General features: G+C 61.8%; 21 protein-coding genes and 1 pseudogene. 6 read left to right on the forward strand and 16 right to left on the reverse strand.

What is annotated here, in order from left to right; all coding sequences use genetic code 11:
• The gene (gene tyrS / locus OIU37_RS05485; RefSeq protein WP_372353412.1) at nt 1–1,293 is read right to left on the reverse strand and encodes a tyrosine--tRNA ligase; all 1,293 of its coding nucleotides are present in this window, start codon (nt 1,291–1,293) and stop codon (nt 1–3) included.
• A gap of 338 nt (nt 1,294–1,631) precedes the next feature.
• On the opposite strand from tyrS, the gene OIU37_RS05490 reads away from it, so the two are divergent.
• Entirely contained in the window at nt 1,632–3,533 is a 1,902-nt protein-coding gene (locus OIU37_RS05490) for a potassium transporter Kup (RefSeq protein WP_180694769.1), read from the forward strand.
• Between the two features lie 181 nt (nt 3,534–3,714).
• On the opposite strand, the gene OIU37_RS05495 is transcribed toward OIU37_RS05490, so the two are convergent.
• From OIU37_RS05495 to OIU37_RS05505, 3 genes are all read right to left on the reverse strand, one after another.
• Entirely contained in the window at nt 3,715–4,767 is a 1,053-nt protein-coding gene (locus OIU37_RS05495) for an NAD(P)-dependent alcohol dehydrogenase (RefSeq protein WP_182209344.1), read from the reverse strand.
• Nucleotides 4,768–4,833: 66 nt separating this feature from the next.
• Nucleotides 4,834–5,142 carry a putative quinol monooxygenase gene (locus OIU37_RS05500; protein WP_171602923.1) on the reverse strand — a complete coding sequence of 103 codons (309 nt, stop codon included), beginning with the start codon at nt 5,140–5,142 and terminating at the stop codon, nt 4,834–4,836.
• Nucleotides 5,143–5,189: 47 nt separating this feature from the next.
• On the reverse strand, nt 5,190–5,990 hold the full coding sequence (locus OIU37_RS05505) for a type 1 glutamine amidotransferase domain-containing protein (protein ID WP_182209346.1): 801 nt from the start codon (nt 5,988–5,990) through the stop codon (nt 5,190–5,192).
• 340 nt (nt 5,991–6,330) lie between these two features.
• Between OIU37_RS05505 and OIU37_RS05510 the strand changes: the two genes are divergently transcribed.
• Nucleotides 6,331–9,231, forward strand: a complete 2,901-nt coding sequence (locus OIU37_RS05510; RefSeq protein ID WP_264256344.1) for a winged helix-turn-helix domain-containing protein — start codon at nt 6,331–6,333, stop codon at nt 9,229–9,231.
• A gap of 53 nt (nt 9,232–9,284) precedes the next feature.
• On the opposite strand, the pseudogene OIU37_RS05515 reads toward OIU37_RS05510, so the two are convergent.
• Nucleotides 9,285–10,867 (reverse strand): annotated as a pseudogene (locus OIU37_RS05515) (Na+/H+ antiporter).
• Nucleotides 10,868–11,207: 340 nt separating this feature from the next.
• On the opposite strand from OIU37_RS05515, the gene OIU37_RS05520 reads away from it, so the two are divergent.
• Nucleotides 11,208–11,984 carry a protocatechuate 3,4-dioxygenase gene (locus OIU37_RS05520; RefSeq protein ID WP_264256346.1) on the forward strand — a complete coding sequence of 259 codons (777 nt, stop codon included), beginning with the start codon at nt 11,208–11,210 and terminating at the stop codon, nt 11,982–11,984.
• A gap of 97 nt (nt 11,985–12,081) precedes the next feature.
• Here the strand turns inward: OIU37_RS05520 and OIU37_RS05525 are convergent, their stop codons facing one another.
• The 3 genes from OIU37_RS05525 to OIU37_RS05535 form a co-directional block, all read right to left on the reverse strand.
• Nucleotides 12,082–12,858, reverse strand: a complete 777-nt coding sequence (locus tag OIU37_RS05525; protein WP_264256347.1) for a molybdopterin-binding protein — start codon at nt 12,856–12,858, stop codon at nt 12,082–12,084.
• Nucleotides 12,855–13,697: a cytochrome b/b6 domain-containing protein gene (locus tag OIU37_RS05530; RefSeq protein ID WP_182209350.1), complete on the reverse strand. Its 843-nt coding sequence runs from the start codon at nt 13,695–13,697 to the stop codon at nt 12,855–12,857. Before OIU37_RS05530 ends, OIU37_RS05525 begins: the two co-directional genes overlap by 4 nt.
• 86 nt (nt 13,698–13,783) lie before the next feature.
• A complete protein-coding gene (locus OIU37_RS05535) occupies nt 13,784–14,053 on the reverse strand; it encodes a pentapeptide MXKDX repeat protein (RefSeq protein ID WP_018485766.1) in 270 nt (89 codons plus the stop codon).
• Between the two features lie 234 nt (nt 14,054–14,287).
• Between OIU37_RS05535 and OIU37_RS05540 the strand changes: the two genes are divergently transcribed.
• The 3 genes from OIU37_RS05540 (at nt 14,288) to OIU37_RS05550 (ending at nt 15,895) form a co-directional block, all read left to right on the forward strand.
• Nucleotides 14,288–14,836, forward strand: coding sequence for a sigma-70 family RNA polymerase sigma factor (locus tag OIU37_RS05540; protein ID WP_182209351.1), 549 nt, complete (start codon nt 14,288–14,290; stop codon nt 14,834–14,836).
• Complete coding sequence (locus tag OIU37_RS05545; RefSeq protein WP_180694761.1) at nt 14,833–15,477, forward strand: DUF1109 domain-containing protein; 645 nt, start codon at nt 14,833–14,835, stop codon at nt 15,475–15,477. Before OIU37_RS05540 ends, OIU37_RS05545 begins: the two co-directional genes overlap by 4 nt.
• Before the next feature lie 136 nt (nt 15,478–15,613).
• The gene (locus tag OIU37_RS05550; RefSeq protein ID WP_171376971.1) at nt 15,614–15,895 is read left to right on the forward strand and encodes a nodulation protein; all 282 of its coding nucleotides are present in this window, start codon (nt 15,614–15,616) and stop codon (nt 15,893–15,895) included.
• A 62-nt stretch (nt 15,896–15,957) separates the two neighbouring features.
• On the opposite strand, the gene OIU37_RS05555 is transcribed toward OIU37_RS05550, so the two are convergent.
• From OIU37_RS05555 to OIU37_RS05590, 8 genes are all read right to left on the reverse strand, one after another.
• Nucleotides 15,958–17,451: a right-handed parallel beta-helix repeat-containing protein gene (locus OIU37_RS05555; protein WP_180694760.1), complete on the reverse strand. Its 1,494-nt coding sequence runs from the start codon at nt 17,449–17,451 to the stop codon at nt 15,958–15,960.
• Nucleotides 17,452–17,896: 445 nt separating this feature from the next.
• Nucleotides 17,897–19,384: a right-handed parallel beta-helix repeat-containing protein gene (locus OIU37_RS05560; RefSeq protein ID WP_264256355.1), complete on the reverse strand. Its 1,488-nt coding sequence runs from the start codon at nt 19,382–19,384 to the stop codon at nt 17,897–17,899.
• A 323-nt stretch (nt 19,385–19,707) separates the two neighbouring features.
• Nucleotides 19,708–20,919 (reverse strand): ABC transporter permease, encoded by a 1,212-nt coding sequence (locus OIU37_RS05565; protein WP_264256357.1) that lies wholly within the window; start codon nt 20,917–20,919, stop codon nt 19,708–19,710.
• 4 nt (nt 20,920–20,923) lie between these two features.
• Nucleotides 20,924–22,063, reverse strand: coding sequence for an ABC transporter permease (locus OIU37_RS05570; RefSeq protein ID WP_264256358.1), 1,140 nt, complete (start codon nt 22,061–22,063; stop codon nt 20,924–20,926).
• Entirely contained in the window at nt 22,060–22,758 is a 699-nt protein-coding gene (locus OIU37_RS05575; protein ID WP_264256360.1) for an ABC transporter ATP-binding protein, read from the reverse strand. The genes OIU37_RS05570 and OIU37_RS05575 overlap by 4 nt, the downstream gene beginning before the upstream one ends.
• Nucleotides 22,755–23,987 (reverse strand): efflux RND transporter periplasmic adaptor subunit, encoded by a 1,233-nt coding sequence (locus OIU37_RS05580; protein WP_264256362.1) that lies wholly within the window; start codon nt 23,985–23,987, stop codon nt 22,755–22,757. Before OIU37_RS05580 ends, OIU37_RS05575 begins: the two co-directional genes overlap by 4 nt.
• 216 nt (nt 23,988–24,203) lie before the next feature.
• Entirely contained in the window at nt 24,204–25,277 is a 1,074-nt protein-coding gene (locus OIU37_RS05585; protein WP_264256363.1) for an AraC family transcriptional regulator, read from the reverse strand.
• A gap of 106 nt (nt 25,278–25,383) precedes the next feature.
• The gene (locus OIU37_RS05590) at nt 25,384–26,364 is read right to left on the reverse strand and encodes an SDR family oxidoreductase (protein ID WP_264256365.1); all 981 of its coding nucleotides are present in this window, start codon (nt 26,362–26,364) and stop codon (nt 25,384–25,386) included.
• Nucleotides 26,365–26,618: the final 254 nt, after the last annotated feature.

Here is a 26,618-nt window from a genome sequence, read left to right on the forward strand (position 1 = left end):
TCAGCATGGTGGCGCCACTGCCGATTGAAGGAGGACGTGTCGCTTCTTGCCGACGGACAGCCGGATGACACCATCCTGAACGTCGGAGTGACCAAGCTGCGTTGCTTCGTCGTTTACACTGTCGCCGTTCACCCGCACACCGCCGCCGACGATCAATCGACGTGCTTCGCTTTTCGACTTAGCAAGCCCGGCAACGACCATGGCGTCGACGAGCGGAAAGGTGCTGTGACGGCTATCCGGGAGCCTGACCGTCGGGAGGCCAGCCGGCACCTCGCCTGCTTCGAAGGTGCGCCGGGCGGTTTCGGAAGCTTGCGCTGCCGCATCTGTCCCATGGCACAAGCTGGTGATCTGGTCCGCAAGTATCTTCTTTGCTTCGTTGATCTCGGAATCCCGAAGCACCTCAAGGCGGGCAATTTCACTTAAGGGCAACTCGGTGAACAGCCTGAGAAAACGCCCCACATCGGCATCCCCCGTATTTCTCCAGAATTGCCAGAACTCATAGGGCGACAACCGGTCGGCGTTCAGCCAAACCGCCCCCGAAACGCTCTTGCCCATCTTCGCGCCCGACGATGTCGTCAGCAGTGGAGCAGTCAATCCAAACAGAGCGCGTCCACCGATCCGCCGCCCAAATTCGACGCCGCTGACGATGTTGCCCCATTGGTCTGACCCACCAAGCTGAAGCAGGCAGCCGCGGTTTTCTGCGAGCATATGAAAGTCGTAGGCTTGCATGACCATGTAGTTGAATTCCAGCAATGACAGCGATTGCTCTCGTTCCAACCGTTGGCGCACGCTCTCCGATGTGAGCATCCGGTTGACTGAAAAATGCGGTCCGACATCGCGCAGGAAGTCGAGGTAGTTGAGCCCACCCAACCAATCGGCATTGTTGACCATCACCGCATCGGCCGGGCCATCCCCGAAAGCGAGGAACCGCTCGAAGACGCACCGGATGCTGATCAGGTTTTTCATGATCTGCTCTTCGCTGAGAAAAGGGCGTGACGTGTCGCGCAAGCTCGGATCGCCCAGGCGGCTTGTCGCACCGCCGAGCAAAGCGATGGGTTTGTTACCCGTCTTCTGGAACCACCGAAGCATCATGATCGGAATGAGATGCCCGACATGCAGGCTGTCGGCGGTGAGATCGAACCCGTTATAGGCGGTGCCGGCTCCTGAACAAAGCCAGCTGTCGAGTGCTCCTAAGTCGGTGCATTGATGCAGGAAGCCGCGCTCGCTCAAAGTGCGAAGAAAGTCGGACCTAGGTCCGGTAGGCTGAGAGGATAGTATCACGAGGATCTCCATTTGGGCCGATGAGGCCGGAGACCTTCTGTTGACACACGTGCCGCCGACCGTGCGGCGTCTCGAGTGTCAGGAATATGACCTTGCGCCGCTCTCTATGGGAGCAGCGTGTAATAGAAGCTCGAAAGGGTCCGGGCGCAGGTCATGCATCCTTATTACCATGCGAAAGCGCAATCACAAGGGGATGCGAACGAGGTTTGAACGGATCGCAACGCCATCCTTCCCACGCCCAGATCTGCCTCCGCCCGTCATAAAAAAATTAGCACCCGCATCAATTTGCTTGCCGTTCCGCAATGCGGCATATGTTTGTGCTCATAGGCAAATGGCATGAGCGGGGAACCATGACGTCGACGCATATGGATAAGACGGGGGATGGCGCCGGCCGGAAGGGCTTTGTCGGATTGGTCATCGGCGCGGTCGGCGTCGTCTATGGCGATATCGGCACCAGCCCGCTCTATGCCCTTCGCGAGGCGCTGAGGCCGTTTGCCGCCGATGGCGTACACGAAGCCGAGGTCATCGGTCTCATTTCGCTGATGGTCTGGACGCTGACGATCATCGTGACCTTCAAATATGTGCTCTTCCTTCTCAGGGCGGACAATGACGGCGAAGGCGGCACGCTTTCGCTTCTCGCCCTCCTGATGAAGAAGATGGGGCGAAACGTGCCGGTGCTCTTCTTCGCCGGCCTGATCGGAGCGGCTCTCTTCATCGGCGATGCGATGATCACGCCTGCTTTGTCGGTCATGTCGGCGCTGGAAGGCCTGAAACTGGTCACGCCGGCCTTTGCCGATTACGTCCCGTTGGCGTCAGCTGCGATCATGATCGTTCTCTTTGCCGTCCAGTCCAAGGGAACCGCCGCCGTCTCGATCTTTTTCGGGCCGATAACGGTGTTGTGGTTTCTGGCCATGGCCGCGGGCGGCCTGATCCATATCGGCGACGACTGGAGGATTCTGGAGGCGCTCAATCCGATCAATGCATTCCTGTTCCTCACCCATGCCGGCAGCGTCGGCCTCATCGTGCTCGGCGCCGTCTTTCTGACGGTCACGGGCGCCGAAGCGCTCTATGCCGATCTCGGGCATTTCGGGCGCCGGCCGATCCAGATGGCATGGTTCGTGCTCGTTTTTCCCGCACTGCTCCTGAACTATCTCGGCCAAGGCGCGCTGGTTCTTAGCCATCCCGAAACGGCTACCAATCCGTTCTTTCTGATGTATCCCGACTGGGCCTTGCTGCCGGTGGTTATCCTGGCGACGATGGCAACGATCATCGCCAGCCAGGCGGTGATAACAGGCGCATTTTCGCTGGCCCGCTCGGCGGTTCACCTCGGCTTCCTGCCGAGGCTCAGGATCAAGTTCACGTCGGAAACCAACACCGGCCAGATCTACGTGCCGAGCGTCAATCTTCTCCTGCTGGTCGGCGTCTTGATGTTGATCTTTTCCTTCGGCGACTCCGAGTCGCTGGCGACGGCCTATGGCATCTCCGTGACCGGAACCATGGTGATCTCCACCATGCTGGTCTTCCAGTTCCTCCGGGCCGTCTGGGGCTACTCCCTCGTGCTCGCCACCGTCCTGCTGCTGCCGCTCTTCATCATCGAAGTCCTGTTCCTGGCGGCCAACCTTTTAAAGATCCACGACGGCGGCTGGGTTCCGGTCGCCTTGGCGTTGGCGATCATGATCCTGATGTGGACATGGACCCGAGGACAGGCCTATCTGAAGAGACTGCGCGCCAACAACGAGATCCCGCTCGATTCCTTCATCCGGTCGATCGAACGAAAGTCGGAGCATTCGCCGGTCACTGTTCCGGGAACGGCAGTCTTCCTGACCAGCGTCCCGGATCGCACGCCGAATGTTCTGCTCCACAATCTCAAGCACAATCACGTGCTCCACGAACAGAATGTCATCCTGACCGTCTGGACCGAGGACGAACCTTATGTTCCCGACAGCCGCCGCATCAGGATCAGCCAGCTCTCGCCGCGTTTCGTGCGCCTCGACATCACCTTCGGCTTCATGGACGACCCTGATGTCACCCGGGCGCTGGCTCTCTGCCGTGAGGGCGGCTTCAAGTTCGAGATCATGAGGACCTCCTTCTATCTCGGCCGCCGGAACCTCGTCAGGACGCCGAATACCGGGCTGCCCGCCTGGCAGGAGCGCATATTCATGGCGCTGGAAGGCTTGGCCATCGATCCCTCCGATTACTTCAACCTGCCGTCCAACCGCGTCGTCGAACTCGGCGAGCAGATTGCCATCTAGGGCATGATGTCGAAGAACAGCCAGCATCAAGGGAATTCATCCCTACACTTGGTATCAACTCGCACTGTGGAGCCCGCTCGGGATCGGCTTCCCAAACGGCCCGATCGACGTAGGGATGCGCTTTGCTGAGGTGTCTCGCCGCGCGCTCCGTCCGCACCCCTACCCAACGTGGGCGAGCACCTCAGAATGTCATGACGGCCCTGCCCACGATATCTCCCGCTCTCAGTCGGTCGATATACTCATTGACCTGCTCGAACCCGAAGGTCTTGATCGTGTGGCGGATCTTGCCTTGGGCGGCCAGCGTCATCACCTCGCTGAGGTCGTTGTTGTTGCCCCAGAACGAGCCTTGAATGGTCTGCTCGCGAGAGACCCGGGGGAAGAGCGGAATGTCGATTCGGTCGCCGACCAGCCCGACATCGACATAGTGGCCGCTGATCCCCAGCAGGCCGGTTGCCAGCTGTATCACCTCAGGGGCACCTGTGCAGTCGATGATGGCATCGAGATGATCCTGGCCCGTCGCCTTTTTGAGTTCCGCAGCAACATCGGCAGGCGTCTTGTTCTTGATGCCGATGACGTGGTCGGCACCGTCCTCCGTGGCGACGGCAAGCTTTTCGGGATTGCGGCCGAAGGCAACGACAGTCGAGCCGCTTCCAAGCAGCCTGGCATACTGCACCGCATAAGCGCCGAGCCCGCCGATGCCGAAGATGCCGAGCACCCGGTCGGGGCCGAGCGCGCCGGCGTCGCGGAGTTTCTTGATACCGCGATAAGGTGTCATGCCCGCATCGGTGAGCGGCGCGATTTCCTCAAATTTCAACCCTCTGTCCACCTTGATCAGATAGCGGGCCGGCACCGGCAGAAACTCCGCAAATCCGCCATAGAGACCAAAGCCCGGCCAGCGTACGTTCGCGCAAATATGCGTATTGCCCACCTGGCAATGACGGCAGGTGCCGTCGCCCCATCCAGGTGCGACGACGACGTGCTCGCCCTCCCTGAACTCTGACCTCGGCACGTCGCCGCCGATCTTGCGCACGACGCCGGTGATCTCATGGCCTGGCGTGATCGGCCGCGGAATATCGGCATATTTGTGGAAATAGCCGTCGACGAGCTGCACGTCGGACCGGCACATGCCGCAGGCCTTGACGTTGACGAGAATTTCATCGGGCTGAATGTCGGGGACCGGTATGTCCTCGAGGACGAGAGGTTTGTGAAGTTCATGCAAGCGAGCCGCTTTCATATCCGTTCTCCTTTGCTGTTTTGGGGGCGTGCAGCCGACATCAACGAACGCGTACCGATCTCGGGGCTACGGGCGCAAATCCTCAACCTCGATCGGGCTCAGCACCAACGCAGAGCGGTCTGCAAGATCCTCAATCCGCGCGCGATAGTCCTTGTAGTGCGGGGTCTCGCGATGCGCTGCGACGGCGGCGGTATCACGGTAGAGTTCGTCGAGGACGTAGCGGCTGGGCTGTGACTGGTCCTGCCAGATATCCCACCGCAGATTGCCCTGTTCTGACCGACAATGCGGCGCCATCCCGAGGAGCAGCGCCTTCAGCCCTTCGGCCTTGTCCGGCCGGGCAGTGAGGATTGCGGTGATCTTGACATGCGCCGACATGATCGAGGTCCTTCGACTTTTGCGCGCGGGTGCAGGCCGCTGAACGCTCAGACGGTCGCCTTCGCGCGATCGAGCGCTGCGACGAGCTTCGCGGCGAGCGGATGGTCGGACCGCGGGTTCTGGCCGGTGATGAGCTCGCGGTCCTCGATCACATTAGGCTCGAAGTCGACCGGGGTGGTGCTTACATGGCCGCCCGCCGTCTGCAACGCATCGGGCATCGTGAAGTACAGCTTGCCGTGAAGGATGTTCTCCTCAATGGGCTTCTCCTCGCTGGCCGAAAAGACTGTCATCTTGTAGCCGGCATACTGCCAACCTTTTCCCAGTTCCGATGCCCTGGCCGTGTCACCGGCGATCAAGGCAGCGCGAAATTGTTTGGCATTCGGCAGGGCCGCGAGCGACGCGATCGGGCCGTGGCAGAGGAAGGCCGTGGGCTTTTTGAGCGCGTGGAAGTGCCGTAGAATCTCGCCGAGTTCGCCATCCTGCATGAGATCGACGACCGGCGCCTGGCCGCCGGGAACGAACACCCCGGCGTAATTCTCCAGCCCTTCCTCGAGCACCGAACGCAGCGTGCGCACCTCATTCATTGAGGCGTCCCGCGCAAAGAATGTTCGAGCCCGTTGATAGGCCTGTTCGTCGCCGCCGAAATGCTGGGCCGAATCCGAAACTTCATCGATATGCGGCTTCCTGCCGTTCGGCGTGGCCAGCACGACGGCATAACCGGCTTCAACGAGCGCCATGGTGGGCACGACCGTCTCGTTCAGATATTGACCCGTCGGTCCGGCACCCCCGCCCTGGATCTCGATCTGGGTGGCGTTTGAACCGACGACGAGCACTGTTCCCTTGGTCATGTGTTTGCCTCCTCTGCGGAGCGACCCATTCGCCACGCCGCCGATGCAACTCTACTCCAATGGGGCAACGGCCATCGGTTAAAGGAGGTTAATTTCCGTAGACTCCGGAAATCCACGCGTCCCGAGGGCGGGCTGCAAGTCGACCGGCAGACATGCGCTCGTAACCGAACGGCGATAATGATAGTATGAGCAGCTTTTCGGCATGCCGACTCTTCGCGTTGCTAGTAGGTCACTTGTCTGAGATGGGGGTTATCCGGCTCGATGGACGACTTTACTTGGCGCAACCAAGCTCTTTTGCACGACCACTGCGAAGTCCGCAGGACAGGAGCGGTTTGTTGACATGGAACCGGCGGAACCAAACGAGGTCGTGGATTTTGGTCCGTTCCGGCTTTACGCACGACATCGCAAACTGTTCTGCAGGAGTGAGGAAGTCCATCTCGGTGGCCGGGCAATGGATGTTCTTCTGGCGCTTGCCCGGAAGAAGGGCGAGCTGGTCACGAAGGAACAGCTCTTCGAGGCTGCCTGGCCCGATGTTTTCGTCCACGAAAGCAATTTGAAGGTAACGGTCGCTTATCTCAGGCGTGCGCTCCGCGAATTCTCCCCTTCTCACGAATATCTCACCACAGTCGTCGGTCGGGGTTACTGGCTCGGCACCGACGCTCCGCCTGAGGAAACCGGAGGCAAGACGGATCTGCCTGTGGCCGCAGCTGCGCCGCTTCCCGAGCTTGGCACGGTCATTGGCCGCGACGCAGAGATTGCGGAACTGCGCGAGATGCTGGCCAATAACCGCCTGACGACGATCGTCGGCGCCGGCGGGATCGGAAAGACGACTGTCGCCGTCGCTGTCGCTCAACTCTTCGAGGACGAGGGCGGCGGCTCCGTGGCCTTCGTCGATTTCGCCCGGGTCGCGAGCGAGGAATTCGTGACCTCGTCACTGGCCGCAGCCCTGGGGGTAAGTTCGAACGGCGACGACAGGCTTCAGGCGATCGTGTCGATCCTGGCCCGGCGGAAGGCCGTGCTCCTCCTCGACACCTGCGAGCACGTCCTCAATGCCGTGGCGCATATCTGCGACGTCGTGCTAGCGCAAACGCCTGACATCCGGATCCTGGCAACCAGCCGCCAGGTGTTGCGCGCACGCGGCGAGAAGGTCGTATGGCTCGCCCCCTTGGAAGTCCCACCTGCTGATCACGCAGACACGGCCCGGGACGTCTTGCTATACTCTGCGCCCCAGCTGCTGGCCGCACGGGCGTTCGAGAAGACAGGCTATCGTGTCGAGGACAAGGACGCGCGGGCGATCGCCGAAATCTGCCGCCGGCTCGATGGCGCGCCACTTGCGATCGAGCTGGTGTCATCTAGGCTGGCCGGCCGCAGCGCCGGCACCGTACTTGAGGAACTCGATGATCGATTTCGCACTCTGAGGCGGGACAGTCCCGGCGGTCCCTTGCGGCAACGGACCCTTCTCGTCACGCTCGAGTGGAGCTACGCGCTGCTGACCAGCGACGAGGCCGCCGTCCTTCGCGCGATCTCGATCTTTGCAGGTTCCTTCGACACTGACGCGGCGGTTCGCGTCGTCGCGCATCTTGGCCTTGCACCGAGCGCCACGTTCGACGCCATTGCCGGCCTGAGTGCCAAGTCGATGCTCAGCGTCGATCAGACATTCGGTGAACTCCGGCATCGCCTGCTGGACAGTACGCGCGCCTTTGCCGGCGATCTGCTGGACAGTCAGGGAGAATTGGGTGCGGTATCGGCAAGTCACGCGCGCCTTCAGCTCGAGATCCTCACCCGCGCTGGTGCGGAGCACGCGACGATGCCGGCGCGTCGGTGGCATGCGACCTATGGCGGCCGGGCGGACGATCTGCGCAAGGCGCTCGATTGGGCGCTTGACCACTCGGGCGATCCGCTGCTCGGCATTCAACTCGTCGCCGCAGGATTGCCCCTGTGGCATGAACTGTCTCTCGGAGAAGAGACCCGCATGAATTGCGAGCGGGCGCTCATTGAGTTCGACCGTATCGACTGCGCCGATACCGCGTTGAAGCTGACGTTGGTCTTGGGATTGGCGACGGTCAGCACCTATCTCTCAGACGATCCCGGAAAAACCGTTGCCTTGTTCGAAACAGCGATCCAGCTGGCTCGCGAGACGGCGGATGCCAGCGCCGAATGCCGCGCCCTGGGAGCCCTGTCGACCTTTGCGGTTCTGACTGGCCACCAAAGTGCCGTGCTGGAGACACTCCAGGCGATGCGGGACGCCGCCATTCGCGCCAATGACCGGCCTGCACTGTGGGAGCAGGAACTGCTTCGCGCGGTATGGGACGTCCTCGACTGCAAATTCCAAGCGGGTTACCAACGACTGATGAAGCTTTGCGAGGAGATGCGAGATCATTCCGAAGGCGCCGTGCCGCGCTTTCACATCCATCAAAAGACCAATATGGAAGTCCAGCGAGGCGCGCTCTGCTGGCTCATCGGCAAGCCCGGACGCGCCCTACGCGTCATCGAGAAAGCGGCGCGCGATGCAATGGAAACCGGCCACGGGCTGACTCTCACGCATGCTCTTGCGCGCGGCATCATATGGACGATGCACGAATGCCATGATTATGCGATGGCAAGATTTTATACGGACCATCTCAAGAACACCATCGATCGTCACGGCATGGCGGCGTGGATTCCGATAGCGGATTGCTACAGCGCGTCCATCGACGCTCTGACCGGTGCTAGCCCTTCATCCGAAGGCTTACGGGCCGCCTTCGACAATCTCAGGAGAGGCTCATTTCAGGTCGGTCATCACAGTTACTATGCGATGCTCGCCAATGCGATGGTTGCAATCGGCCAATGGGACGACGCCACGCGCACGCTCGATCATGTTTTTCAGGTTTATCCGGAACGGTGGATCCTGCCCGAGATTCTGCGCCTCCGGGCGGCGACCGAGCGGGCATACGGATGCGACGACGATGCGATGGCCACGCTGCGGCAATCCTTGCAGGCCGCCGGCGAGATCGGTTGCCTCGCCTGGAAGCTGCGTGCGGCCCATGATCTCGCATCACTGCTGCATGACAAAGGCGCGCCGGCCGAGGCCAGGCGGGTTCTCGAACCTGTTTATGGTCAGTTCACGGATGGATTCAATTCCGGCGATCTCAGGAATTCGCGCAAACTGCTGGAGCAATTGGGTTGGATTCATGTTGGGGCAACCATCGTTGCCGAAGACGGAAACACCCGCCAAAGCAGCCATAGTGACCCGCCGCAGTGAGTATCGTGACGGACGGGCCTGACCGCCGATCGCCGTGAAAGCGGACCGTGAAGTCACGCCTTGGCCGAGATCGCGCTTAGCTCCTCGAGATCGAGATCCCGTTCCAGCTCGTCCAACGTTTCGTCGTCGATGTCGCCGGCGCGATGGAGGCGAATGAGTTCCCGGCGTCCCGTGGCAACCGCTTCGAGAATGACGTCGAAATGCGCATGCAGCACCGGTATGTAGTGCTCGGTTCTCTCGGCATAGTCGACGATCGCTGTCGCCCGGCGCTGGTAGCGCTCCAGCAATTGCGGATGGATGAGTTTCCCCTCCGCGTCATATGCCAGGCTCTGAACGGTCCCGAACTGCGCCTGCGCCATGGCGGCTTCGGCCTGGCTCATCGTCAGGCGCGCTCTTTCCGTCTCCGTCTCCACCAGCCGCGCCCAGGCAATCACCCGCCCCAATGTCGTGCCCTGCACGAGCACGGTTCCGAGAATGACGGCGAAGGACGTGGCGAGGATGAAGTCACGGCCTGGGAACCCCTCCGGCAGGCTGAGCGCCAGGGCGAGCGTGATCACGCCGCGCACGCCTGCCCAGCTGAGAACCGTCGCACCGCCAGCGCCGAGCGGCTGAGCTCGCGTCACCCCCAGGGCTGCACAGAACCTGATGACGAGATCGGAGGCGAAGATCCAGGCAAAGCGCGCGACCACGAGTGTGACGAGGATCGCCAGCATCGGCAGCCCCATCGTCGCGATCACCGTGGTCAAGCCGCCGCCGCGTTCGACGACATCCCGCAGCGAGAGCCCGATCAAGGTGAAAACCGAAGCTTCCATCAGGAAGATCATCACGGTCCAGAACGACGTGCCGCGCATGCGCGTTGCGGCCGAAAATACGGTGTGCTGGTGCCAGGACGCGATCAGGCCAGTGGTGACGGTGGCGATGACGCCGGAAACATGCAGCAGCTCTCCGAGCAGATAGGAAATCCAGCCGAGCAGCACCGTGGCTGCGATGATCAGATATTCGTCACCGAGACGCCGAACGAGCTTGACCCATGCCGTTCCCACAACGACGCCGACGACGGCGCCGCCGAGCGCCAGCACGAGGAAGCTGCCGACTGCCTCCCCCGCGCTGAAGGCTCCGGTTGCGGCGGCGGCAACGGCAAAACGGAAAAGAACCAGGCCGCTCGCATCGTTGAGCAGGCTCTCGCCTTCCAAAAGGATCTGCAGCCGCCGCGGCAGCCTGACTCGCTCGAGCACGGCGCGCGCCGAGACCGCGTCCGGGGGGCAACGATCGCGCCAAGGGCCGCGCAGGCTGCCCAGGGAAGCGATGGAAAGATAAGATGGGCCACGACGGCCACCACCGCGCAGGTGAACAACACAGCGCCGACGGCCAGCGAGGCGATACCGATCATATGGCGCCGCAACCGCGCCAGCGCGATGGCCCAGGCGCCGTCCATCAGGAGCGGCGGCAGGAAGATGACGAGCACCAGCTCCGGATCGACTGATATCGCCGGCAACCCCGGCACGAACGCCAGCAAGGCGCCACCGGTCAGGAGCGCGACGGACGGCGGCAGTCCGAGCCGGTGGGCGGCATATTGCAGGGCGATGATCGCAAGAAACATTGCGATGACGAGCTCGAATAAGTGGGTTGGTTCCATATGACTCTGCCCTGGCTCGGAAATGAATCTTGATGCCTACTGCATAGTTAAAAGCGGAATCGATGCAAGATAGAACTATCAGGAAATTCAATGCTTTACAGCATCTTTTACGCGACAGGAACCCAATGGGCGCCTCGGAGCAACCGTCCATTTGCAAACATCGTCAGAATACGCTTTCCCGTCAATCCGGCTGCAAACAGTAGTGGCCGTTCGAGACCCACCTGCCGTCTCGACGGCATTAGATGCAGATGATCTCGTTGCCGCCGATCATGGCGTGGATTTAATTGGAATTTTCTGCGCATCCTCCTTAAATCCTGCGTCTTGAGGCAAAGGAAGACAGATGAAGAGGCGGACACTTGTGCTTGGAGGTGCGGCCATTGTCGCATCATCCGTGGCTGCGGTGGCGGTCTGGCCGCGGCGGCATGTCGTTGTTGCGGCCAAAACTTTCGACTGGAAGGGAACGGATTTCCTGACCGGCGGCACAAAGGCGGTGACCCTGGAAAAGCTGCCCGAGCCGCTCTTCCGCGGCAGTCCGAATTGCGTCGTGACCATCGCCCAGACCCTTGGCCCCTGCCATGTCAACAATATTCCTGCCCGTCAGGACGTCTCGGAAGGAAAGGCCGGGCTGCCTTTGCGGTTGGCCGTTCGGCTCGTCCACGCCGCCGACTGCCGGCCGATCGAAAATGCCGATATCGAAATCTGGCATACCGATCGTCGCGGCATCTATTCCGGCCGCGAGGCTGCTGAGATGTGCACCTTCGGCGATGCCGAGGCGATCAGCGGGCTCGCTTTCCGCGGCCGCCAGCTGACGAATACCAAGGGGCAGGCAAGCTTTTTGACGGCCTATCCGGGATGGTACAAAGGCCGCACGCCGCATGTTCATTGCCGCATCCTCGTCGACGGCAAGGAGCTTCTCGTCAGCCAGATCTATTTCGACGATGTGCTGAGCGATATCATCTACGGCGAGCATCCCGACTATCTCGGACGCCCTGCCCGCGATACGCGCAACGACGAGGACGGCCTCATCCCGGAGGATGCGGCCGACCACATGTTCGATTTCGAAAAGCTCGATAGCGGCGTGCTGTCCGCCACCATCACCATCGGCCTCTCTGCCTGAGCGCGGCAGCGGCCGGGCTGCGCACCCTCGATCACGACGACCTCTCCGGCCGTGGAACCCGACACGAGGAAAGCGTCAGTCGGCATGTCGCTTGGGACTATATGCCCGCATACCATTCATAACCGCGATCCTCCCAGAAGCCGCCATTGCCGCCGTAGAGCTGGCCGAGATCGGCGACGGCTTCGATGCCGGTCAGGTATTTTGCCTGCTTGTAGCCGAGCTGGCGCTCGACCCGGAGCCTCAGAGGCGCGCCATGGGCGACTTCGAGATCGCGGCCGTTCATGGTGTGGGCAAGGATCGTCTGGGGGTGAAACGCATCGACGAGATCGATGCTTTCGTAATACCAACCGCTGCCGTCGAGCGTCTTTTCATATTCGTCGGCGCATTGGAAGACAATGTAGCGGGCTTCGGGTTTCAGGCCCGCCGCCTGCAGCAGCGCGCCGAGCGGCACGCCGGTCCATTTGCCGATCGCGCTCCAGCCCTCGACGCAGTCATGCCTTGTGATTTGCGTGCGAGCCGGCAGGGCTTTCAGCTCCGCCAGCGACAATTGCATCGGCTTGTCGACCAGCCCGCCGACCTCGAGTTTCCAGCCCGAAAACCGCTGGTTCATCCAGTCGATATAGCGGGCATTGTCGGGCATGCTCGTGCCATTGGCGCGGAAGGTCGGCGAGATATCGGCTTCGGTGAATTCGCGGGCGAGCGCGTCGTCACCGAGCAGGAAGCGCTGCGTCTTCATGCTGAGGCCTTCGGCGATCTTCAACACCGATTTCGTCCGATCGTTTTCGACGAGGGCATCGCAGCCGGCGAGCCCCAGCGCAGATGCCGTCATGGTCGCGCCGATCAGGAAGCGACGCCTGGTGATGATGCGGCTCATGACTTTCCTCCCTGCCCGATGTCGTAGTAGCCGGTGATCATCGAACGCAAATTGTTGAACACGCCCGAGACCAGCACCATCGCCACATGCACGGCGACGAAGGCGACGAGCGAGAAGGCGGTCAGGAAATGCAGCGTGCGGGCCGATTGCCGACCGCCAAACAGATCGAGCAGCCAGGGCGCGACCGCGTTGAAGCCCGGCGACATGGTAAGCCCCGTCCCGATCATCAGCGGCAGCAGCACGAAGATCACGGCGACATAGGCGAGTTTCTGCAGCGTATTGTAGTGGCGGGCCTCGGCCCCTTTGGGAAAGCGCAGCCGGGCGTGGCTGACGATCTCATGGCCGAGATGCGAAGGCTTCAGCTCTTCGGCCGCCGGCAGTAGATCGCGGCGGAAATGCCGGCTGACGAAACCATAGGCGAGATAGATGAAGCCGTTGATGACGAACAGCCAGGCAAAGAAGAAATGCCAGCGCCGGCCCGATGCCAGATCCTGGTAGCTCGGCAAGGTCAGCCAGTTCGGAAAACCGCGCACCGTAGCCTCGCCGTCGACATTCGAAACCCCGAGAATGCCCGTCGTATCGAAGCTCAATCCGCCCAAGTGCGTCACACCCTTCAGCGCATCGCCTTCCTGTTCCGCCTCCATGGAAATGAAGGAAGGATCGTTGTCGGCGCCGTACTGGCCCCAATAGAGCGCCGGATGGGCGTTGAATATCTGCAGGCCGCTGTATAGCAGCACCGTCATGCACAGCACGTTTACCCAGTGCGACAGGCGCACCAGCAGGCCATGGCGGTAGAAGAGCGTGCGTCCGCTCGCCATGCCGGCATCGGTCGTGGCCATTGTAGTTCCTCCGGATCGGCGTGAAAGGTCTTCGCGAGAAAGGACGCGGCCGCCGGCCAAATAGTTTCAGCGGCCGCGGCTAAAGCTTATTTCATCGCGTCGCAGGCCTTCATCATCGTGTCCTTCTTCATCGTGTCCTTCTCCATGCCGGCATTGTGCATGCAGTCGGCCTTGGTGCTGCCGGTCGCCATTGCGTCCTTAGACATCGCATCCTTGGACATCGCATCCTTCGACATCGTGTCGGTCTTCATGCTGTCTTTCTTCATGGCATCGCTGCTTTGGGCGCTGGCGGCGCCGGCAAGCGACAGGCCGATGACGAAGGTGCAGGCGGCAAGGCTGGAAAGGATCTTGGTCATGAGGGTCTCCTCGGATCGATTGACATGTCCGCCGGCACCCGCCGACGGCTCACAGTCCTGAATTCGATCGCTTTGCGAAGGCGGTTACAGCCTCACGCTTATGTGATAGCGCTACAGCGCCGCGCGGCTTTTGGAGACGCGCAAGTGACGCTGTAAACTTTGAATTGCCGGCGGAAGTTTTTTGAACCCGCCTGTAACGAAAGCGTCATCCACCCGAATGATATTGCAGACGACATGACGAGCGCCCATTCGGAACAAGCACTGAAGATGCTGATGCTTCTTTCCCTCGACGGGGACGAGGCAGCCTATCGGCGTCTGCTCGTGACGTTGCGAACCCTGCTCGTCGGTTATTATGGCGGGCGGATCGGCACCACGGCGAAATCCGACACGGAAGATCTCGTGCAGGAGACCTTGCTGGCGCTGCATGCGCGCCGGGCGACCTATGACAGGGGGCGGCCGTTCACCGCGTGGTTCTTCTCGATTGCCCGCTACAAGCTGATCGACCACCACCGAAAGCATGGCGGCCGGTACAAGGCGGAAATGGAACTGGACGAGGAGATCGAAGACGACTTCAGGGAGGATGCGATTGCAGCGCGCATGGATGTCGAACGGCTGCTGAACGGCCTGCCGCAGCACCAGCAGGAGCTTATCCGTCAGGTCAAGCTCGAGGGGCAGTCGGTGGCCGACACGGCAAGCCGCACCGGACAGTCGGAATCGGCGGTCAAGGTCGGCGTTCACAGGGGCATCAAGGCGCTGGCGGCAAGATTGCGAGGTGGGATGTGAGAGAGACCGAGGACGTGATCGACAGCCTTGTCCGGGATCTGAAGCCGGTGCCGAGGCATGCGCTCGAACGCCGCTTCGCGCTCGCCATCCTGCCTGCTCTGGCAGTCTCGCTGCTACTGATGATTATCGTCCTCGGCCTTCGCACCGATATGGCGCAGGCGCTGATGCTGCCGGTCTTCTGGATCAAGTCCGCCTACAATGCCTTGCTTGCAATCGCCGCCTTCGCGGCCGTTTACCGCCTGTCCCGGCCGGATGGCTCGGAGGGCCGCTTTTTCGGGATTGCCGCGGCCATCATACTCGCCCTCGCCGTCATGGCGGTCATTCAACTCGCTCTGTCGCCGGCCGCAAGCTACCCCATGCTGGTGCTCGGCTCCTCCGCCTTGCATTGCCCGCTGCTGATCTTTGCCTTTGCCATGCCGATCCTGATCGCAAATACCTGGGTTCTCCGTAGCGGCGCCCCGAGCAACCTCGGCATCACAGGCTTCATCGCCGGCATTGCCGCCGGCGCATCCGGCGCCTGGGTCTATTCCTGGTTCTGTACGGAAAACGGCCTGCCCTTCGTCACCCTCTGGTATTCGCTTGGCATCCTCTTGACCGGCGCAATCGGCGCGCTGCTCGGCCCCCGCCTCCTGCGCTGGTAGCACCGGCTGTTTGCAGCGTAGCGCCGACAATCCTTCATCCGGCATGAAACCAGATGCGGCATTCCTGCGTACTACTCCGGGGATGAGTCCTGCGTACCCCCTGGATCGGAAAACACAGGCAGCGAGGAATGATGGCATGGTCAGGAAAGAAGGCGTAGCCCATATCACCCGGCAAGTCGCGGAACAAGGCCTGGCCAGGCTGATGATGAGGCTGCCTGCGACGCGGGCAACGATCAGAGCGGCCGCGGCGAGCCAGCCCCATTTTTACGAATTGTGCGGCACCTATGGCGAAGCCTGCGCCGTCCTCGATCGCATGCGCCGGGATAGATCGGCCGATCCCGCAATCATCACCGAATACGAGATAATCTGCGCGGAAATCGAAGTCGACGTCATCAAGATCCTGCTCGGCGATCAATGACTTCGCAAGTGCTGGGCGGAAGGCCCGCGATGATGCAACGCCATTTGCTGCCGGCATCCCTGTCAGCTCAGCAGGTCATCCACATGGATGGAGATGCTCAGCGTATCCGTGTCGAAATGCAGTGAAGTCCCATCGGAAATCTTGTAGTGGAAGGTGTCGCTCACGTCTCCGCTGAGTCCGGCGAGCTTTGCCGCGTCGGCCGTGTAGGTGTAATCGCCGTCACTGTCGACATGGATGGAGCCGTATTGGCCGGTTAGCGTCACGCCGTCCTTGTCGACGAATTCGCCCTCGAAGCGGCGAAGCAGCAGGGTTCCATTGGCCGAGCTGTCGTTTTCGAGGAGATTGCCGTAATGGGCGCCATCCAGATCGGAGGAAATTTTCAGGCTGTCATGGGTTGCGACAAGCGCAGGCGCCGTGTCCGTGTGCGTCGTATCGCCGACGGCGAGACTATCGCTGTTCGCAAGCATCGTCGCCTGGGCCTCGTCGAGCGTCGTGTTGTTGCTGACGGGAAAGGTGTTCGCGCCGATGATGGCGGGAGATATGCTGTAGGGCTTGACATCGCTGGCGATGACATTGTCGTGGAAGGAGCCGGATGCCGGCCTGTCGACCTTCAGCGCTGCCTGAGTCAGGTCGTCGAAGACATTGTTGTGGATCTCGATACCCTCGCGAACGTAGCTGGTCGTGCCGGCGGCGCTGACCACCACGCCCCATACGCCATCGTGGATATAGTTGCCCGATATATCGTAGTCCCGCGTATTGCCTTGGTCGCCGAGACCGATGGCGTAGGACCAGCTGTAGCCGCCATAGCCTGAAATATCGTTGTCGTGGATAGCGACGTTGGTGCCGGCTTGAGCGCCGATCCCGAAGCCACCGCCGATGATCGCGTTGTCCTCGACCAAGGCATTTACGGTCCGAACGAGCGCGATGACGCCCTTCGGCGTAGCGGCGCCCGTCTGGTCGAGATAATTGCCGCTGATCACGATATTGCTGCTGTCGTTTATCTGGACGGCATCGGCCGCGGTGCCGTGGGCGTTCGTGACGGTGTTGTTGAGAAAATTGACGCCGTTGACTTTTTCGATCCAGACGCCGTCGCCGTTGACGTCGTTGATCGTACTGTCTTCGATGGTGATGTTCGAGCCGGTCCGGAAGGTGATCGAACCTGACTTGCCAGCCAGTCCGGTGTGATCGACCTCGACGTTGCGGACCGTCCAGTTCGAAACACTGCCGCCATAGATGGCCGCACCGCCAGTGTCGGAGATCTTGATGTTCTCGATGACGATGTTCGAGGCATAGAGGCTGTGGATGCCGTCGTTGGGGCTATGGATGACCGGCGCATCGCCGACACCATAACTGCCGATCGTAATCGGAGCCGTAACGCTGCCGGAGTATTTAAGGTCAAGCTGATCGTTGAACACGCTTCCGGCGGCGAGCAGCACGCTGTCGCCCGGCTGCAGCTTCAAGTTTTCCACCGCCCAGAACGATGCAAACGGCGTGTCTTCGCTCGTTCCATTGTTACTGTTGGAGCCTGTCGCTGGATTCACATAATAGATTGCCATATCGCCTTGTTCTCGAATTGCCCGCGCAGCCGTCTGAATCGGCTGCGACGCGTGGATCGGATGCGGTCGGGGCTAAAGGCCATGTCAAAAGGCCTTCGATATTGCCCTCACGACGGTCAGCAGACCCTGTGGGTCTGCCTTGGTCCCGAGAACGCCTGGCGGAGGCGTATCCTGGAAATGACAACTTATACGAAAACAATCTACTAAATAACGACCGAAAGGTTAATGAATGACAACCGTACACCTCGGCGACGTATGGTCGCAGAGGTGAGGCGTCCTGTTTCAGGTCAGTCGCAAGCCGGAAAGGTTGAGGCCGTATTGCAGCCCCTTACCCTCACCCGGCGGCAGCCGGATGAGGGACACTGCGGAGCCATTTGATGGCGAGAGCAACGCTTCCCCGGAAGGAACGCCTCCCGGCGTCGCGCCGGCTCCCGGCACATTCACCTCAGCTCAGCAAGCCATCCAGATGGATGAAGACGGTCAGCGTATCCCCGTCGCTATGGTGCGAGCTTCCATCGTTGATCCCGTAGCTGAACGACTCGCTCACATGTCCGCTATGGTCAGGGAGCTTCGTTTCATCGAGCGTGTAGGCATAGTTGCCTTCCCGGTCCACGTGGATCTCACCATATTCCCCGGTCAGCGTCAGCCCGTGCTTGCCGACGGTTTCCTCCCCGAAGCGCCGAAGCACCAGGGTGTCATTGTCCGAGCTGTCGTTTTCGAGGAGATTGCCGCGATGGGCGTCGCCCGTATCGGTGAAGATCTTCAAATTGTCATGGACGGCGATTACCGCCGGATCCGCGGAGGCCTCCATCACTGCCGCAGTCTTCGCAACCGGGCTTGCCAGCGCGGTCTCGACATTGGCGACCGTATGGTTGCCTTTGACCGTGAAGGTATGCGCGTCGGCAATGGCCGGCGATATGCTGGTGGCCTTGGTGCCGGTCTCGATCGTATTGTTGTAGAAGGAGCCGGATGCCGGCCTGTCGACCTTCAGCGCCGCCTGCGAGAGGTCGTCGAAGACGTTATCGTGGACCTTGATATTCGTGCGGGTATAGCTGGTGCCGCTGGGGGCACTGACGGAAACGCCCCATGCGCCGTCATGAATATGGTTCCCTGAAATATCATAGTCCCGCGCATTGCCCTGGTCGCCGAGACCGACGGCGAAGGACCAGCTGTAACCGTGGTATCCGGATATGTCGTTGTCGCGGATGGCGACGTTCTTGCCCGCTTGCGCGCTGATGCCGAAGCCGCCGCCGGTGAGCACATTGTCCTCAACCACGACATTCGTGTCCCGCACCAGCGCGATCACGCCCTTGGGGCTGCTGGCATGCGTCTGGTCGAGATGATTGCCCTTGATTAGAATATTGCTGCTGTCGTTCACTTGCACGGCATCGGCCGTCGAACCGTTCGCGCTGGTCACGGTGTTGTTGAGAAGCTTGACGCCGGCGACCTTCTCGATCCAGAAGCCGTCGCCCTTGACGCCCGATATCTTGCTGTCTTCGAACGTGACGTTCTTGCTGCTCCGGAAGGTGACGGCGCCTGCGTTTTCCGACAATCCCGTCTTGGCGATCTCGACGTCGCGGACCGTCCAGTTCGTGACATTGCCGCCATAGATGCCGGCACCGCCGATATTCGATATCTTCAGGTTCTCGATGATGATGTTCGAGGCATAGAGACTGTGGATGCCGTCGCCGCTGCTGTGGATGACGGGTGCCGCACCCGTCCCGTAACTGCCGATCTTGATCGGCGCACTCTCGCTGCCGGAATATTTGATATCGAACTGCTCGTTGAACACGCTCCCCTTGGCAAGGAGCACACTGTCGCCGGGTTTCAGCTTCAAGGATTCCACTTTGGACAAAGTCTCAAAAGCCGATTTCTGGCCCGTTCCGCTGTTGCGGTCGGAGCCAGTTGCTGAGTTCACATAGTAGACTGTCATATCGCCATGTTGCCCTGTTCGTCGGATCGCTATGTCGCCGCCGGGATCGACCAGGATCGGCCGATCGGATGCGGCGGGGGCAACCCGCCACGGCAAGAAGGCGATAAGATGTTGTCAATGGGGCAGAGCGCGGGCTCGCGGGCCTTATTCCACAGGCAATCGCGCAGGTCTGATACGATACCGGAAAGCTGCAACCTGTCCGAAAAACTTTTGGCACTGTAATTGCATAAATCGGGGCTCGCATCGTTCGGTGACGGCTGGGCGGCAACGCACTCCAACTCGCCGCAGCGGCCCCGTCCTTCGAGGCCCCCCACGGCGCGATTTCACCCCCTCGCCTGTAACGCCGCCCTCAGCGGCAACCGCGTCGCCGCAAGCGCCGGCAGCGCGCCGCCGATGATGCCGATCGCAAGACCCAGCAAACCCGCCGTCAGGATGACGTCAGGGGTGACGTCGAGCTGGAAGGCCATCTTGGTGTTGTTGGCGCCCATCGTGCTTGCCTGCCAGCCGTCGAAGGCACGACGGGAGGCGAGGATGCCGAACGCCGCACCCGCGACGGAAAGCAGCACGGCCTCGATCCAGGTCGCGGCGAAGGCCGGCAGGCGGCCGAAACCGAGCAGCCGCAGCGTGGCGATCTCGACGGTCCGGTCGGAGACTGAGCTCATCATCGTATTCAACGCCCCGGCCGTGGCGCCGACCGCCATCAAGAGCGCAATCGGCCAGCCGAACAGGCGGATCAGGCTCTCGGTGCGCTCGGCCTGCGCGGCATAGAGATCGGCCTCGGAGACGGCGGTGAGGGGCGGACCTGAGAGACCGGACAGGCGTGCGCGCAACGTCGCCAATGCGCTCGCGGCATCGCTCCCGCCATCGAGCCGCACCCGCAGGCTCTGCACCTGCCCGTGCCGGTCGAAGGCCGATTGCACCGCTTCCAAATCCGCCCAGATCTCGGATTCGAAGGCGCTGCCGCCTGAGGTGAAATGGCCGGCGACCCTCCAGTCGACCGCGCCGAGGCGCACCGTCTCACCGACGGCAAAGCCGGAGAAAGTCTGGGCGATGCGGGCGCCGACGACGATCTCGCGGGCGCCGCGCGAAAACAACCGCCCTTCAGAAAGCCGGGCGCGCTCGCGCAAACCCGGGCCTGCCACGTCCATGCCCCTCAGCGACAACGTCTGGTCGGCACCGTCGCTTGCCCTGATATCGACGGGAACGACGGTCTCGCGCGACAGCGCCAGCCCGCCCGCACTGTCGCGGGCAATCCCCGTGTCGCCGCTCATGGCGGCAAGGCCGCGGATCGCCTCGGCCGGCACATCCGAGCCGGTCTCCTGGTTGGTGCCGCCGCCGAGGATGACGGCGACATCGGGCGAGCCGGCCCCGGCAAGCGCGGCCTCGAAGCCGCGCGCCATCGCCAGGAAGCCTGCGAGTACCGCCACGACAAGGGCGACCGACAGCACCATCGACAGCGAGATCCACAGCCGCCTGGGCAGGCTGCCGAGGTTGATTCTGATCATGAGAAAGGTCTGCTTGAGCGCTGATGACATTGGATTATCTCGTCCTGAAAGCGTTGACGATGGGCAGCCGCATGGCGCTGAAGGCGGGCAACAGCCCGGTCATGAGGCCGAGACCGACAATGATCGCGACGGATTTCAGCAGCACATCGGCGCTGAAGACGAGGCCGAATGCCGGCCCGATCGAGAGCGTCGCGAGCTTGGCGAGAATGAGCCCGCCCGCGCCGCCGACGGCGAAGATGAACAGCGTCTCGCCGAGGATGAGCGCCATGATCCGCCCGCCGGAAAAGCCGAGCACTTTCATGACGCCGATTTCGAAGCGGCGTTCCCTCACGGCAAAGAGCATGGTGTTCACAGCGATCATCAGGATCGTCACGAAAGCGGCGCCGACGACGAGGCTGACGATCAGGCCGACATCGGCGAATTGGCGGAGAAAGGCCTCGAGGAACTGCTTTTCCGACTGCGTCCTGGTCTGAGCCGCCGAATTGGCGAAAAGCGCGTCGATTCGCGCCGCGAGCAGGCCTGATGAAACGCCCTGGCGCGGGCGCACCACGAAGGCGTCGACCGTATCCTTGTCGCGGGCGCGGGCCGCATTGATCGTGTCGTAGCGAGCGAGCATGAAATAGGTGTCGGTGCTGGCATCGGCCCCCTCGAAGATACCCGCGATCACGAAACCCCAATCACGGCTGCCGTCCTCCTTCATAAGCTGGCTGGTGACGCCGATGCGCTGGCCGACCGACCAGCCCTGCGCCTCGGCCAACGCCCTGCCGACCAGCACCTGGTCGCCGCCCTCTTCGAGCGCGGCGATCAGCTCCGGTGTCAGCCCGAGCTCTTTGCCATTGGCGGCGGCAATCGCGCTCGGATCGACGGCGCTGACGACGACCACATTCTTCGCGACCTCGACGAAACCGCGCATGCGCGCGGTATAGGCGACGGCGGCGACATCGCCGTCGGCCGCGATCCTGTTCAGATAGGCGAAGGGCAGCGGCAGCCCCCGGCCCGATTTGTTAAAGACGCCGAGCAGATTGTCGCTGGCGCCTGCCGCCCCCTGGCTGCCGCTGACGAAGCTCGCCGTCAGCCCATAGATCAGGAAGGCGATGCCGACGGAAAACATCAGCAGCACGGCGCGCAGCCGTTTGCGCCAGGCATTGCGCCGCATGAGTTCGAAGAAGGTCATCGGTCTGCCCCCTCGGCGAATTCGCCCTTGTTGAGATGCAGCGTGCGCCGGGCGAAGGAGGCGGCCTCGGGATCATGCGTGACCATGATGATGGTCTTCTGAAGCTCGCGATTGAGAAAGTCCAGCATCTCGAGGATATCATTGGCGGATTTCCGGTCGAGATCGCCGGTCGGTTCGTCGCAGAGCAAGAGGTCGGGATCGCCGACGATGGCGCGGGCGATGCCGACACGCTGCTGCTGCCCGCCGGACATGCTGGATGGAAACTGCCGCTGCCGCCCGGAGAGCCCGACCAGACCCATGACGGTCTCGACGCGCGCGCGCCGCTCCTTGCGCTTGAGCGGCTTCAACAGCAGCGGCAGCTCGATATTCTCGCCCGCATTCAGCATCGGCAGCAGGTTGTAGAACTGGAAGACGATGCCCATGCTGTGTGCGCGCCAGGCGGCTCTGGCGCCTTCGCCCATCTGCTCGAGATGGCTGCGGCCAACCCTGATCTCCCCTCCGTCGGGGCTGTCGATGCCGCCGAGCATGTTGAGCAGCGTCGATTTCCCCGAACCCGACGGCCCCATAACGGCGACGAAATCGCCGCGCATGATGGAAAGGTCGAGCCCGGAAAAGATCGGGATCGTCTCCGCGCCGATCTTGAATGCCTTCCTGACGCCGCGAAGCGCGATATAGGGTTCTTGAGTGTCGGTCATCGCTCTGCTCCTTGCTGATGGTCTGTGCTATCCCCGGCCTCACCCACCAGAAGGCGGATGCGCGCGGCCATGGCGGGACGCATGTCTGACGGCGGCGAGGAGAGTGCCAGGCGTAGCGTCACTGTCCCCTTCTCCCGCGAAATCATTGGCGCGATCTTCGATATTTCGACCGCAAAGGGCCGGTCGGGAAAGCCGTCGAGCACCGCCTCGCCACACAACCCCGACCGCATCAAGGCGATATTCGCCTCGGCCACGTCGGCATCGATGACCATGGTTGCCATGTCGGCAATCGCAAGCAGGCTTTCATTCTCCCGGACGCTGTCCTCTCTCGACAGCACGGTGTCGCCGACATGTGCGGTAAGTCGCGTGACGGTGCCTGATATCGGCGCCCGGACGGTCAGCGCTTCCACCTGCTCGCGCGCCCTGTCGATATCGAGATCCGCCTTGGCCACGTCCTGCCGTGCCTGCAGGGCGGCATTTTCGGCAGTGTCGAACGCCGTCTTCGCCTCCTCCAGCGTCTGCGCCGACATCGCATCGCGCCCGGCCAGCCGCTCGGTGCGCATGAGGGAGGACCGCGCCTGCGCCAATTCAATAGTCTTCGCCGCCAGCGCCAACTCCGCCGATTGCCGGGCGATCTCGGCTCCCTGAAGCGCAAAGCGGGCGCCGGCATCATCGAGCCGCACCAGCACCTGGCCTGGTACGACCCTGTCGCCCGCCTCGACCTCGACGGCAACGATCCGACCTTCATATTTGGAAAAGACGGTAGCGATATCGGGCGCCACGACGTAGCCGGAGCCGGTGACTTCCCGGGTTGGCAATCCCCTCTCCTCTGGGGTATCTGAGGGCAGCGCCCGGATAGGACCGGCGGCGGGCACGTCGGTTCCATCGACGGATATTGCGGCCTCGTCCTCGCCTATGAGACCCGCAAGCACAGTCTCGATGCGCTCCAGCGTTTCGGGCCGATAGAGAAGCGCCACCGCCAGCGATGCCGTCGCGACAAGGGCCAGCATTGCTCCTGGGATCACCCGCCGCCGGGCCTGACGATCCGGCGGTTCCGTCTTGAAGGCCGCGGGCTCGATCGAAAGCGATCTCAACTTGGCGGCAAGGTCTCGGTCATGTTCTGATGTCGTGTTCATGCCGCCAGAATGACCAACGGCAACAAAACCGCGACCTCGAACGCGTTTCTGACAGTCCTCGATCGCGATTGTGTACTTGGCGCGGCAAGGCACCCGGGTCAGCCCTCATGGTGAGGATGAGAAGCGATCCGCGAAGCGGAGCAATCGATCCAGTGAATCGATTGCAGTGACGAACGAAGGGCCGTCTCGAACCACGAGGGCGGGTGATTGTGTGCATCTGGCTGTGTGAAGCGCCCGGCGGCCAGCCCCGTGCTTCGAGGCCCCTACCGGGCGCCTCAGTATGAGGCTGGAGAGAGGACAGGCGTCACTTCAGGGCGAAGCCGAAGAGACGCCGGATCCGCCCTTCCTCTCACGCCAGGCAAGCGGCGTCATATCCGTGACGCGGCGGAATTCGCGGTTGAAGTTGGACTTGGTCTGGAAGCCGACCTCGAACATCACCTCGGTCACCGATTTCTGGGTCGCAGCAAGCAGCCGGCAGGCCTCGTCGATCCTGTAGTCATTGACATATTGCGAGACATTCCTGTCCATCGCCCGGTTGATCGCCGCCGAGATCTGGCGGGCGGGAATGCCGGCCTTGCGGGCCAGCCGGTCGAGATTGAGATTGGCGTCGCGATAGAGTTTCCTTGCCTCCATCAGCGCATCGACCGTGGCGATCGTCTCCTTGTCCTCGGTCGTTTCGGACTTCAGCACCGTCTCCACCGCCTCGGCCGGCACCCGGCTTCGGCTGGCGGCGGCTGCCGCGATGCCGAGGATGACGAGAACCGCGAGATTGCTGACGCTGATCAGCGTCAGCGCATGCTCGCCATGCGCCCATGTGAAATCGAAAAAGAGGAAGATATCGACCAAGGCCGACAGGCACAGCGCCGCCGCCGCGAAGATGATTGCCCGATAGGCCGGCACCGCTCCCTCGAAGGGCGCTAGCCGAAGCGCATCCGCGCCCGGCCGCATCAGAAGCAGGATCGCCAAGGCATAGCCGACGAAAACAAGCACCAGCGCGAGATCGATCGCATCCCGCCGGAACGCCATCAAAAGCAGGATGACCGTGGCAGGCACCGCATGCAGTGCAATGCGCGTCGGCAGCGGCCGCCGGCTCGTCCTTACCAGCCTCGAAACCCCGGCATAGGCAAGCGGCGGCACCATCGCCGCGGTGACAGGCATGATCACGCCCACCGCCTGCACCCCGTAGCCCCAGCGCAGGCCGGAGAGGGCTGATTGCAGCACGGCGAGCAGAATCAGTGCCAGAAACGGCAGGTTGGGCTGCGCCTCCTCGTCGCGCCTGAGGACGGCAACGAAGAGGATGAGCAGCAGAAGGGCAACGACGAAGGGAAGCGGAATGAACAGCATGGCCTGATAGGATCGGAGTGGCGAATGGATGGCCATCATTGCCGAGATCCTCAGCCGGCGCGACCTCCATCATGTTTTAGGACGCGTTTAGGCTGAGATTTTTTTGTGAGCGGCATTGCCATGAAGTTGCTCTACTGCGAGCTGCCTAGCCGAGAGCGCTTTGTGCTGCGCAGATCCGATCGACCAAAGCATCGAGATCGCCCCTTGGCGGACGGTTCTTGGCCAGGCGCTGCTTGAGATGCACGATCGGCTCCGCCAGAATTTCATCAAGGCTCTCGGCGCAGGTGAAGTCGCCCGCCACGCTTTTGACCTTTGAATTGTCAAAGATCGCCGACCATGCCTTGTCGCCCCGCAGCGGGCCAACCCACTCCGGATTGTACCGGACCAGGGTGTCCGTCGGCACGTGTACGATCTTGGCCTCGACGCCCAACATTCTGGCGATCGCCGTCTGAATATCGTTCCAGATGTGGGCGCGGTCGGAGGTGATATGGAAAATCTCGTTCAACGCCGCCGGCTTGCCGAAAAGCCCGACAAAGGGTACCGCGAAATCAACCGAGCGGGTCAGTGTCCAGGGCGTGTGGCCATCGCCCGCAACGATGGTGGGCTCGCCGTCCAGCATGCGTCTCGCCATGACGTCGCTGTCACCCATCATGATGGGCAGGCCGGTGCGAACAGTGTGACTGGGACGGACGATGGTCCAGGCGGGATTCTCGGAGTTCTTGAGCAGCGTCTCGCAGGCAATCTTGTCCTGGCTATAGCGCCAATAGGGGTTGATAGCCGGTGTCTGCTCGGTAATCACATAGTGACGCGGCGGCTTTTCATAGACCGAAGCCGAAGAGATGAAGATGTACTGGCCGCAGTGCCCGGCAAACACATCGATGTCACGCGCAACTTGATCGGGCGTAAAGGCAATGAACTGGCACACGACGTCATAATTGGCCTTGGCCAAGTCCGCATAGCCGGGTGCCGCGAGATCGCCGACGATCGCGGTAACCCCCGCAGGCAATGGGTTGCCTCTCAAACTGCGGTTATAGACGCTGACATGGTGGCCCTGAACCACGGCGCGCTCGACGCATGGATATGAAATCTGGCCGGTACCGCCAACGAAAAGGATTTTCAAAGCCATGGGAAGGACCTCGGTGTCGGATGTGGCGGGATATGCGGTCAGTCTTCATAGCGCGAAAGAAATCGGTCGTCTCCTGCAAAACACGTACACCGGCTCGCGTCGTTTGGATCGACCTGTCCCGTAAACCAACGTGGTGCCATTCCGTATAAGCCGATCGGACAACGTGAGGTTCGGCCGCAACCAGCCATTGCCGATACCGCGAAGATCTCTATCTCAAGCCAATAATGCCCCTTCTGTTTGAGATCAGCACAAGA

It is taken from the genome of Rhizobium sp. BT-226, assembly GCF_025847085.2.
GTDB lineage: Bacteria > Pseudomonadota > Alphaproteobacteria > Rhizobiales > Rhizobiaceae > Rhizobium > Rhizobium sophorae.

Coding starts and splice junctions, on each gene's coding strand:
- tyrS (WP_372353412.1), bottom strand. CDS start 1,293: ATGGAGATCCTCGTGATACTATCCTCTCAGCCTACCGGACCTAGGTCC.
- OIU37_RS05490 (WP_180694769.1), top strand. CDS start 1,632: ATGACGTCGACGCATATGGATAAGACGGGGGATGGCGCCGGCCGGAAG.
- OIU37_RS05495 (WP_182209344.1), bottom strand. CDS start 4,767: ATGAAAGCGGCTCGCTTGCATGAACTTCACAAACCTCTCGTCCTCGAG.
- OIU37_RS05500 (WP_171602923.1), bottom strand. CDS start 5,142: ATGTCGGCGCATGTCAAGATCACCGCAATCCTCACTGCCCGGCCGGAC.
- OIU37_RS05505 (WP_182209346.1), bottom strand. CDS start 5,990: ATGACCAAGGGAACAGTGCTCGTCGTCGGTTCAAACGCCACCCAGATC.
- OIU37_RS05510 (WP_264256344.1), top strand. CDS start 6,331: ATGGAACCGGCGGAACCAAACGAGGTCGTGGATTTTGGTCCGTTCCGG.
- OIU37_RS05520 (WP_264256346.1), top strand. CDS start 11,208: ATGAAGAGGCGGACACTTGTGCTTGGAGGTGCGGCCATTGTCGCATCA.
- OIU37_RS05525 (WP_264256347.1), bottom strand. CDS start 12,858: ATGAGCCGCATCATCACCAGGCGTCGCTTCCTGATCGGCGCGACCATG.
- OIU37_RS05530 (WP_182209350.1), bottom strand. CDS start 13,697: ATGGCCACGACCGATGCCGGCATGGCGAGCGGACGCACGCTCTTCTAC.
- OIU37_RS05535 (WP_018485766.1), bottom strand. CDS start 14,053: ATGACCAAGATCCTTTCCAGCCTTGCCGCCTGCACCTTCGTCATCGGC.
- OIU37_RS05540 (WP_182209351.1), top strand. CDS start 14,288: ATGACGAGCGCCCATTCGGAACAAGCACTGAAGATGCTGATGCTTCTT.
- OIU37_RS05550 (WP_171376971.1), top strand. CDS start 15,614: ATGGTCAGGAAAGAAGGCGTAGCCCATATCACCCGGCAAGTCGCGGAA.
- OIU37_RS05555 (WP_180694760.1), bottom strand. CDS start 17,451: ATGGCAATCTATTATGTGAATCCAGCGACAGGCTCCAACAGTAACAAT.
- OIU37_RS05560 (WP_264256355.1), bottom strand. CDS start 19,384: ATGACAGTCTACTATGTGAACTCAGCAACTGGCTCCGACCGCAACAGC.
- OIU37_RS05565 (WP_264256357.1), bottom strand. CDS start 20,919: ATGTCATCAGCGCTCAAGCAGACCTTTCTCATGATCAGAATCAACCTC.
- OIU37_RS05570 (WP_264256358.1), bottom strand. CDS start 22,063: ATGACCTTCTTCGAACTCATGCGGCGCAATGCCTGGCGCAAACGGCTG.
- OIU37_RS05575 (WP_264256360.1), bottom strand. CDS start 22,758: ATGACCGACACTCAAGAACCCTATATCGCGCTTCGCGGCGTCAGGAAG.
- OIU37_RS05585 (WP_264256363.1), bottom strand. CDS start 25,277: ATGATGGCCATCCATTCGCCACTCCGATCCTATCAGGCCATGCTGTTC.
- OIU37_RS05590 (WP_264256365.1), bottom strand. CDS start 26,364: ATGGCTTTGAAAATCCTTTTCGTTGGCGGTACCGGCCAGATTTCATAT.